Here is a 3,463-nt window from a genome sequence, read left to right on the forward strand (position 1 = left end):
CACCGCCATGATTTTTGTATGGAGACTTTAGCCCGCGAACCTTAAGCGAGGCTCAAGGGCTGCATCGCGCCGGCGGCTCCCGGCCTCCGGGATTACCCGGCGGCGCACCCGGGCTTGGGGAGGTCCGCGTCGAGAAGCTTCGAGAGGGGCGCGTCCACGACGCCCGTGTTGGCGAAGCTCTCGAACCAGTCGTGGAGCGCCCCGGCGGGCTTCTTCGCGGCCGGGCGCTCGGGCGCCACGAGGCTGTTCTTCGGGTCCACGAGGAGCGCGCAGACCGCGTCGCGCAGGGTCTTTTGGTCGGGGTCGCAGAGGAGCGCCCAACCCATCGAACCGCGCCGTTCGTCGAGCACGACGGGCGCGCAGTAGCCGTATTCGGAGAGGCGCAGCAGGAGCCGCTCGATCGCCTGCGGCCAGCTGTCCACGGCCGCGGCGAGGGCGTCCTCGGAGACGACCGCATGGCCTGCGGCGTGCGCGGCGGTGAGCGCGCGCAGGAGCGCCGCACCCGTCAGGAAGTCGTTTCCGCGCAGATACGTGTCGGAGAAGCGCCCGGAGGTGAGCTGCGGAATCGCCGCGGTGATCGCAGCCCCGGCGAAGACGAGCATCCAGGCGATGTAGAGCCAGAGGAGGAAGACGGGGAACGCCACGAAGGCGCCGTAGATCGAGGAGAGCGTGCCCGCGGTGATGTAGTACTCGAAGCCGATCTTGACCACCTGGCTTGCGAGCGAAACCGTGAAGCCCCCGATCAGGGCGTGCGAAAAAGCGACGCGGCAGTTGGGGACGAGCTTGAAGAGGAGCGCGTAGCCGAAGGTCTGCAGCAGGATCTGGAAGAGCCCGAGCGTCCACCCCGGGATCACCCCGTCGCCCGAGCCCACGGCGATGCGGATCGCCTGCGTGGTGAGCGTGATCGAGAGCGCGATCCCGAGCGGCCCGAGCGTGAGGAGCGCCCAGTAGATCATCGCGCGCTGCGTCCACGGACGCATGCGGCGCACGTTGAAGATGCGGTTCACCGTCACGAAGAACTTGTCGATCATCAGGAGCGCCGTCATCGAAAGACCGATCAGACCGAAGGCGCCGAGCCCCGAAGCGTGGTCGCTGAAGAGCTTCAGGTACTTCATGATCACTTCGCTGTACTGCAGCGGCAGGAAGCTGTTGAAGACCGCGTCCTCCAAGGCCTTCCGGGTTTCGGCGAAGCTCGGGAAGGCGGCGAAGACGGCGAGCGAGACGGCGAGGAGCGGCACGAGCGAAAGAAGCGTCGTGAGGGTCATCGAGCTCGCCACCTCCTGCAGATGCGCCTCGCGCATGCGCGCCGCGGCGAAGCCGAAGAGCGAGCGGAGCGTATCGGTGAGGCGGTGGCGGCGGAGCGCCCGGAGGAGTGCTGAAGTCTGCATGGGTGGTTTCGGGAGATGACTGCGCCGGGAGGGGGGCGGTCTCAGACCATTCTAGCGGCGGGCCGCTCATGCTCCCTTGAAGACGCCATTAGGCCCGGCCTTCACCAACGGAAGACCGGGCCTAAGAGCGATGGCGGGGAAGCCGACGGCCGGGACTACTTCTCGAGCGTCACGACGCGGTTGGCGTCGATCACCTGGAAGCGACCGCCCTCCTTCACGAGGCCGCGCACGTCGGTGAGATCGGCCGGAAGCCCCCAGGCCGCCTCGACCGATTCGTCGGCGATGTTGATCACGACGAGCACGTTCCAGTTCTTCGAGACGGCGTAGAGACGCCCGTCTTCATAAACCATGCCCGTGACGTAGAGCTCGCCGAGGGACCGGTCCTTCTTGAGGAGCTTCGACTCGGGCTTGAATTCGCCCGAAAGCTGCCAGTCCTTCTGCAGGGTCTTCGAGATCACGAAGGTGGTCTTGCTCTTGTTGTCCGGGACGGTGGCGGTGTAGACGTACCGGCCGTCGGTCGCCGAGGAGTGGATGTAGAACATCTTCGCGCGCTCGGTGTCGATGCGGGCGCGGCCGAGGCCGCCCACGGCCTCGACGTGGTCGCGGCCGGCGGTGAAGTTCGCCCACCCCTTGACGTCGTCGGCCTGCGGGTTCTGGCGGATGCGCAGGATCGACTTGTTCGTGCCCATGAGAACGTAGGCGTCCTCGCCCAAGGGCGTCACGCCGACGATGTCGAGCACGTTCGCGGAGAACCAGGGATCCATCGCGGCGTGGAACTTCGTCGTGAGGTCGGCGTTGAGGAACCAGAAGTCGTACTTCGAAGCGACGACGTACTCGCCGCGGATCTTCGAGAGCGTGTTGAGCTTCGCGTCGATTCCGGGCACGGGCTTCACGTCCGTGACGCGTAGCATGCCGGAGATCTCGACGGGCGCCTTCGCGGCGTCGTGCTCAAACGTGATGCCGAGCTTCTTCGCGTTGGGCGCGTAGGCGAAGTCCGGAACCTTCACGTCGCGCCGACCGAGGAAGTTGAAGCTCCCGAACATGCCCTGCCAGGAGTCGGCCGACCAGGTGACGTACTTCGGATTCCAGGAGAAGCGCCACGGATCGCCCTGGCCCCAGTTGGGCGGCAGCCCCGTGGTCCAGGCGGCCTGGAAGGCGTTCGAGGCGATGATGAAGGACACCACGGCGAAGGAGAGCTTCATGAAGCCCGTCGCCGGACGCCAGGGACGGCCCTTCAGCTCCGCGATGAGCGCATCGAAGCGCGGCGCGAGGAAGCACGCCAGACCGAAGAGCATCACGACGCACCAGAAGACGATCTCGGCCCACATCTGGGTGTGAAGCCCGAGGATCTCGAGGCCGAAGCCCTGGCCGACGTCGCGCGCGGCGTGGTTGCCGAGGTGGCGGAAGGATGAGTAGAGGCCCGCGGCCGCCATCACGAGCATCATCGCGAGGTACTTGGGCTTGAAGCCGTAGCGGACCATGAAGAGCGCGACGACGCCGATGAAGGCCATCTGTTCGCGCTGGCCCCAGCAGAGCGTGCAGGGCGAGTCGCCGAGCATGTAGCCGAGAACGAGGTTCGCAATGCCCACCGGGAGCAGAACGATGAGGAGGCCGCCCCAGCAGACGATGTCGTACCAGGTCTTGGCCTTGCGGATGTCCGAATCCAGAATCGGCTTGCTGTAGTCAGTCATTTCTGCACTCCGCTCAAAGATTCAGGCTGCCGAGAACGGCGTGGGAGACGTGGCCGACGTACATGAGCACGACCATCAGCCAACCGGCGATGGTGAGGCGCCAGGCGAGCTTCTCGCTCTGCGGCTTCAACCAGATGAGAAGCACGGCGACGAGGAGCATGACGAGTTGGAGAAACTCCATATGCTTTCCTTTGGAGGGGGTTGTTCATTATTTCGGCCGGGTGCGCTTCAAGGCGCGGCCCGGCCGTTGGAGGAGAGCGGATTCTGCCGGGCGGGCGCCCGCCGCCGCCGAGCAGATCTGATTTGTTCTACCTAGCTATTGTGATAAGTAAAAGAATCCCAAAGTACGGTACTACTGAAGCTTCCTGGGTCTACCGCGAGGAC

At 65.4% G+C, this 3,463-nt stretch carries 3 protein-coding genes; all 3 read right to left on the reverse strand.

All coding sequences use genetic code 11. The features are described 5' to 3' along the window. Nucleotides 1-92: 92 nt before the first annotated feature. A complete protein-coding gene (locus ACT6Y9_RS09605; protein ID WP_443744359.1) occupies nt 93-1,388 on the reverse strand; it encodes a YihY family inner membrane protein in 1,296 nt (431 codons plus the stop codon). A 155-nt stretch (nt 1,389-1,543) separates the two neighbouring features. Then, nucleotides 1,544-3,079 carry a disulfide bond formation protein DsbI gene (gene dsbI / locus ACT6Y9_RS09610; protein WP_443744360.1) on the reverse strand — a complete coding sequence of 512 codons (1,536 nt, stop codon included), beginning with the start codon at nt 3,077-3,079 and terminating at the stop codon, nt 1,544-1,546. Nucleotides 3,080-3,092: 13 nt separating this feature from the next. Next, nucleotides 3,093-3,260, reverse strand: coding sequence for a disulfide bond formation protein Dba (gene dba, locus ACT6Y9_RS09615; protein WP_295480938.1), 168 nt, complete (start codon nt 3,258-3,260; stop codon nt 3,093-3,095). Nucleotides 3,261-3,463 lie beyond the last annotated feature (203 nt).

The organism is Sutterella sp. (assembly GCF_052272535.1).
Taxonomy (GTDB): domain Bacteria; phylum Pseudomonadota; class Gammaproteobacteria; order Burkholderiales; family Burkholderiaceae_F; genus Sutterella.